General features: G+C 58.2%; 5 protein-coding genes. 2 read left to right on the top strand and 3 right to left on the bottom strand.

Going from position 1 to position 6,595, the window contains the following annotated elements:
- Window positions 1–876 precede the first annotated feature (876 nt).
- Window positions 877–1,734, bottom strand: a complete 858-nt coding sequence (locus BVER_RS26750) for a hypothetical protein (RefSeq protein ID WP_050455838.1) — start codon at window positions 1,732–1,734, stop codon at window positions 877–879.
- 25 nt (window positions 1,735–1,759) lie between these two features.
- Complete coding sequence (locus BVER_RS26745) at window positions 1,760–2,533, bottom strand: HNH endonuclease (protein WP_050455837.1); 774 nt, start codon at window positions 2,531–2,533, stop codon at window positions 1,760–1,762.
- 758 nt (window positions 2,534–3,291) lie between these two features.
- Here BVER_RS26745 and BVER_RS26740 point away from each other — a divergent pair.
- Window positions 3,292–4,644 (top strand): DUF6895 family protein, encoded by a 1,353-nt coding sequence (locus tag BVER_RS26740; protein WP_157056253.1) that lies wholly within the window; start codon window positions 3,292–3,294, stop codon window positions 4,642–4,644.
- Window positions 4,645–4,952: 308 nt separating this feature from the next.
- Entirely contained in the window at window positions 4,953–5,708 is a 756-nt protein-coding gene (locus BVER_RS26735) for a lipase family protein (protein WP_050455835.1), read from the top strand.
- A gap of 70 nt (window positions 5,709–5,778) precedes the next feature.
- Here BVER_RS26735 and BVER_RS36045 read toward each other — a convergent pair whose 3' ends face one another.
- On the bottom strand, window positions 5,779–6,438 hold the full coding sequence (locus BVER_RS36045) for a LysR substrate-binding domain-containing protein (RefSeq protein ID WP_083452386.1): 660 nt from the start codon (window positions 6,436–6,438) through the stop codon (window positions 5,779–5,781).
- Window positions 6,439–6,595: the final 157 nt, after the last annotated feature.

Raw genomic sequence — 6,595 nt, 5'->3', positions numbered from 1 at the left:
CATCCGCACCTCGTCAAAAAATGCAGGAATCAAGCGTTAATATGCCTGCTTCCTGCAATTCGCTCAACATGGTTTGGGCTGTAACGCCTTATCGCGTAAGGCTTTGAGGATTGTTCAGGGTCGACTAGGAATGCATGTCACGACCCTTGTACAAACCGTGTTAATGACGAGCTTCGTCACCGAGGCAGGATTCGAATTGCTCGAACTTGCCTTCGTGCCCCAAGTTGAGCAGCGCGTACTTTCGATACTGGACGCGGGAAAGCCAGTGGGAAGTGGGTGTTCGATGAGGCAACGGTGGAACCCTTGATCGCGATCGTCAACGAACACGATCGACAGTTACGAGAGGTCCGGTTGGGCGAAATCCTTAACGCGTCTGAACGACTGGACCAACTCGTCGCGGCGAACAGTTTAAAAAACTAGCCGACCGTGGATTTCTAGGTCTCGGACATCGATCCTCAATGTGGTTTATTCTTTTCATCGCCGCGTATCTGGTTGCTCTGGAGCGGCCCCACTGCTCCGGCTCGGCCGCACATATCGAATTATCTCGCGCAGACCTCAAATATCTTCCGAAAATGGACGTCGATTGTCTCGCTTCTGATTAGGATGTCGTCAACCACAACGCGGGAGGGGCATCGTGACAGTCGATTTGAGAAGTTCGGTAAGGGGATGTGCAGAAGCCGAACTTCTGCCAGATGCGTTGTCGGCAGGCCAATGCGCAAGCCCCAATATGGACGCTCGCGGACTTTTGTCCGAATTAGGAACGTTCTTCTCAGCACGCTCGAAATGCTCGACGGCAGAACGACATGGCTCGCAAACTGCCGCGCTTTGAACACGTGGGGACGCGTTACGGGGCCCGGCAGAAAACATCCCAGGGGTTTAACGGCTTCCCTCAACAGCCGCCGCGGTGATGTCCGCCAGTCGCTGCAGCATGATGATCGCGTCCTTAAGGGCCAGTTCGGGAAATAACTCAGGCTTGTACCGGATCTGCATTTTCAGCTCGCCATCGTCAGTGAGGTGGCTAAGCACAATGTCCACCTTAGACAACACGCCAAACAAGCCTTCGTCCAATGTCCGGAACAAGACGTTGACTGGCGTAGGCAGCTGCCGTGCGACAGCTCTGATCAAGCCGACGCGGGGGATGACATGGAGATCCGACAGTGCGTTATAAGGGTTCGGTTTCGCTGGCTTGATGACCTTGCGCGCGTCGTTGCTGCCGTGAAGGCAGGCCAGGAATAGCATCACGATCGCATCGTTGGCGGCCAGCCCGGTTGCGGCCGCGAGTTCGACCAGCTTGTCTTCGACGTGCCTGCGGTCTTCCGTTGCCACCTTCTGTACGACCAGCGGTGCAGCCATCCCGAGAAAGTCTGCTCGATTGTCCCACTGGCTTTCTTTCACGCCAGCAAAAATCTCGGACGCAAGGCTTTTCAGTCCGCCAAGATGCGCAGCGTCCGTGTTGGCCAGCTTGAAGAACTCGCCGATCGCATCTGCCTCTGTCTTCAGACACAGGGCCTTTTGATGGGCGTCGTCTTCACGTCCCTTTTCGCCCTCTATAATTGAAAGGATGGGGCTGATGCTGTACTGCGGCAAATCAATTGCCCTTAATGCCTCAAGGGCGGCTTTTTTTTTATCATCCGGCTGTTCCTTGCTCAACACCGCAGTCTTGATGATCGCGACAACATTGCGATCGAGGAGAAAAAGGGTTTCGGTCCGTACGGATACGGGTTGAATATTCATCGTTGGGTCTCGCGGATGGCTGTGCTCATTCGTCTAGCGCTTCGTCGCGCGCGATGAACAGGTTGTGGTGGCGTTTCAGGGAATCCGTTGAAGGGCGTTCCTGAAGATCGATGGGAAGCGCGACAAGGCGCCGGCCGCGATATTGCGCATACTCCGTCCACTCAAGAGACCGCGAAATGGTCACGCGATAGTCAGAGTCAACCGAAATCAGGTGAAGGTCGAAGAGCGTGTGTATGTCCGAACGCAACAGCATTCCGTTCGTGGTGGCGTAGTTGGTTGCGAGCGCGTGCGGGACAATGTGCGCCGCTTCCAGCAGCGCTTCGACCGATGAGCCGCTAACTGCGCAGGCAGCGCCATACGCGCGCAGCAGTCTCTCACGGAAATCAGGCTGGCCACGGCGTGTCTTGATTGCGACGAGCTGTCGCTCCTCGCTCTCTTGCCTACCATCGCCATAACTGGCCGCCGGCGCAGCCTCGCGCAGGCTCGGTTCGACACCGCGGGTCTCGCCAGCATTGTCTTCGCGGCCTTGCGGAGTGTCAGCCGACGCAGCCTGGAAGCGACGAAAGTCAACGTGTCGCTGTTCGAGGCTATAGCCCGTCACGCGCCATCCGGCTCGTTGCCATGCGTCCGCCCAGACGTGTGTGCGCCCTTCAGTGGTGTTGCTCCAGAACGGCGGATGCTCGTAAGCCGAGCGCGGCAACGGCGACGGAAGAATCTCGTTGATCTCAGCAAACGTGAGCCGTACGAAATTGCCGCTCAGGTCTCGTAGATGAGTTTCGAGGGAGTCGTATTTCGCCATGTCGCAAGGAGGCAGTGCACGAAATGCGCCGAGTACCGGGATGAATAGCATAAGCGCAAGAGAGCCGCGCCGCAACAAGAGGACCCGTAGCCTGCACAGGCTGGATACCCGGAGCGAGCCGCAGGCTTTCGGGATGGCGTCCCAACTCCTGCCACGCGATGCCCCCCAATAATGCGTCTATTACACCGCTCACATCCGCTCGTCTATCGCACCACCAGATGCCACATAGGTCTTTTGAAACGTGTCGATCGCACCGTCGCCTCACGCGTCTACCCTTCGCGTGCGCACCCACCAACGGTGTAAAGCCAGACTCAACGCTTAATTCATTGCATGCCTCGAACTGAGACCAAAAAAGGGTATGTGCCCGAGCGCACACACCGCGTCCGTAATCGTCGAGTGAGCTTGAAACAAATGTAATTTTGCCTAATATCCAGTCACCACTTTACAAGTTCATCAGCGGCACGACACGCTCGAAAATTAGCTGAACGAGGTCCTCGGCGCTGCAGACATTGTTTAATTGGTAATAAGTTATCCTATTTTAAATAACGGGTGGCAGGAGATAGCTATGGGCAATCCTCGAAGTGCATTCCATCAGCGCGTCGTCGAGGCGCTGATCCAAAGCAAGGCGATCAACCTGGAGGCCATCGGTGGCGTGATGGCGAAGCACGGCTAGGAAGCGGCGCTGACCGGGGAAGAGCTGATGATGATCATCAGGAAGCCATGCATTTGGGCCTGCGGCTGGCCAGAGCCGGAGATCGTTGACATTGGCCGCGTCGCCGTTGTCGGCGAGCGCGATGCGCAGGCATGACTTGCGCGGCGGATCGGTGTTGTATTTCGCGCGGCTCGCCCCCGAATGTAATGGTGGGCTGTATCTCGATCAGTGTGACCTCCGGCGACGAGTCACGCTCGCGCTTGAGATGGCCGACCAAACCCTGACCGCCGCACTCAAGGAGCATCCCTCCAGTCCTGCGCCGCCCGGAGAACGGCTGCTGTTACTGCAGAAGGTGGTTACCGAAAGCGCGTTACTGCTGCGCTGCTGCGCCTTTCTGCGCGCGGTCGATCCTGACTTAGCCGCACGCATTGACCGTTTGGCTGCGCAGTTAGCACCGCTGGCGCGCTCAGAGAGCGTACGAGCTTCGTTGTGTCGTGAGCCTGCATGCGCAATCGAGCATGCTGCCGCGCACGCCGTGCTGACCGACTTTGGCGTTGCCGATGCCACGTTCGACGCTCTTCTCACTCATGTACTGGGCAGCAATGAGAGTGCCGCAGGTGAGCGCTTAGCGGGCCAGGACCTTGAGCGAGAATGGCTCTTACAAGTGCGCGCCGGCGCAGCCCGATCTGGTAGTCCAGATCGGGGGCTGCTCTGTCGTAGCGTCGCGGCGCGTCCATTAGATGCATTGCGCGCATCGAGCAACGACCTCTACGCCTTGACTCACGTCTTGCTGCACGCGACCGACATGGGCCAGCGCGGCGTGGCGAGGCCGCGCGGCCAGGCGCAGATGGTGGAAGACGCTGAAGCCGCCCTGGCCTTGTCGTTGGACGCCGACAACCTTGATCTCGTCGCCGAGGTGCTGTGGATTTGGCCGATGGCGGGCCTCACGTGGACTCCAGCGGCCGTGTTTGCGTTTGAACTGCTGGCAGCCGTGCAAGATAAGAACGGCTTCTTGCCCGGCCCAGAGTACTCGCATGAAAACGAGGCGAACGGTGAGCTGCCTTGGAGCCAGCACGTTCTGCGCACGTCGTATCACACGACCTATGTGATGGCATTCCTCTGCGCAGCAATGATCCGTGCGCGGCCGGTCGCCCTGACGCAAGGTGCCGCATCGCGTGTCGGCAATCCGAACGTGTTGAAACAAATCACGCGGCTGCTCAATCGCGAGAACCGAACACCGCGTTGGCTCGTCGCGATCAACTTGTTGGCTCCGGTCGGTCAGGTCGCGCTCGCGCCGCTTCTTTTGACCGCCGCACTACGGCGCGCCGCCGCCACGAGCGACCTCGTACGACTGCGAGAGTGCCTGGTCGTTGGCCTCGACCATGGGTTGGCGGAAGGCTCAGCGTTCGAGCAAGGAGTGCGGCTGCTTGAGCGTGCTACGCAGTTTGCGTGCATGTGAGTTATAAAGGACTGGACTTCGTCATGGCGCGCTTTGATAAGAGCTTCATATGCCTCAATCTAGCTGGATGTCTGGTGTGCCTGACCGGATGCGCGAGCACGGACCAAACGCAGGCCGACGTTTATATCCGTGAGAGCGGCGGAAAACTTCACTTCTGGAAGCCTCTACCAGACGCCGCGTAAATTCACTGGCCGTATGCCTGAGCTGCGGTGGCCGCGTATCAGGACTCAGACGATCCAAAACGAAAGCGGCTCGAAACGACGGCAACGTGTCCTGAGCCTCACCTGTTCCTTTCTAGAAGGGGCTGGATGAACTGGGCCGACGACATGCCGGTTCTAAAGGCCCCGCCAAGAGTAGACGGTAAGCCTGAACGGTACGCCTCTGCGGCGCAAACAATGCGCGAGGTCCACCTGAGAGCCGAAGTTTGGTCCAACCAAGCTTCCGGAGAAGTGGTCGTCGCGTTCGGCGGTACGGCTGCGAGCAGCCTCGACGACTGGAAGGCCAATCTCAGATGGTTCTTGAGGCCGTTCAATCCTATCGACGAATACTCGGTCTTAACCGATACGTTCGTGCCGACGTTTATCGCCGAGTATCAACGACGCGCAGCAGAACCGCAATGGGCCTGGCTGAAGGAAGCCCACGTTATCGCTACGGGGCATTCTCTTGGCGGCGGCCTAGCGCAGCGGTTCGCTTACTCACTGTCGGCGAAAAGCGGTGTTCCCGAGGTGAGGGTCGTCTACGCTTTTGACACCTCCCCTGTCTCGGGAAAAAGAAGTGTGCCCGGTTCAGTGGAGCAGGCGAAAGGGCTCACAATCTATCGAATCTACAACCGCGGCGAGAGTCTGGCTAGCGTGAGATCAATTCTCCGACTTGAAAATCCGGGCGACGAAAGGAATGAGGGACAAATTTGGCTCGACATTCGGTATCGCGAAAACTGGAGTTGGCGGACACTCCTTCCCTCTGGTTCAGTCCATGCGCATGGCATGTTTGACCTAGCCAGATTCATGGCCGCCAATCTTCCACAAGAGACATTGAGGGCATGTAGCGACGAATCGAGAAGCTAGCGTCAGGTCGCGCCCGCCTCCGCGAGCACAATCTTGCGGCGTTTCCTTAATTGCGCAGTCCCACGATCCATCAAGGCTGTCTTATCTGAGATCCAGACGCTTGCGTAGTCCTCGAGCAGCGGAGGTTTCGCCATGGAATGATCTTGATCGACCAGGGTAACCGCTCTTGTCGACAGATGACGAGCGTATCGATGTGAGCTTCGGACTTGGAAACGGACATATCGCGAACCCCGGCGCGCAAAGGTGTGGCCGCCGACGCCGGTAGAAGCGCGACGCCAAGTCCTGCGGAAACAAGCGCCATCATTGATGCAAGCTGTGGCGCAGAGGGTCCGACTTGCAAAGCTAATCCATGACGTTCAAAGAGTCGTTGAACCTGCACATTCAATCCGGAAGCCGAACCGGCAGAAGACATGACAATCTGCCGTTCCGCGAGCAATTGGAGTCGCAGCGTTTCTTCAAGCGATAGAGAACAGCTTGCTTGGCATGGCAGCGAGCGAAGGCGGACTGCGGAGATGGTAGCGTAATTCGAGGCGGCGTTACACCATTGGCGAGCGGCTGCGCCGCACCTCTGGATCTTTGCACGCGGCGCCACGCACGGACGTTCGCCAGATGCAAGCGCCGTTCGTCGCGCATTTCCACCGTTTATCGCACAGTGCGGCGCGCGACGGGCCCAATCGCTATAGTCCCTGACATAACCGCCGATTGCGGCGCTCAGGAACAGGTACCCCATGCCCCATCTCCCAACCTACGTCTACGTGTTGAGTTGTGTGCGTCAAGTTGTGCAGAAATCGGATGCCGGTGGTTTCAGTTGATCCTTCTGTGCGACGTGCGGCGCGAAGGGCGTAGCCCGCAGCGCCGAACGCCGCGCGGCCGCTATGCAGCAGCGC

Source organism: Candidatus Burkholderia verschuerenii (genome assembly GCF_001189365.1).
Lineage (GTDB): Bacteria > Pseudomonadota > Gammaproteobacteria > Burkholderiales > Burkholderiaceae > Caballeronia > Caballeronia verschuerenii.
This window is presented reverse-complemented; position numbering and strand designations above follow the sequence as displayed.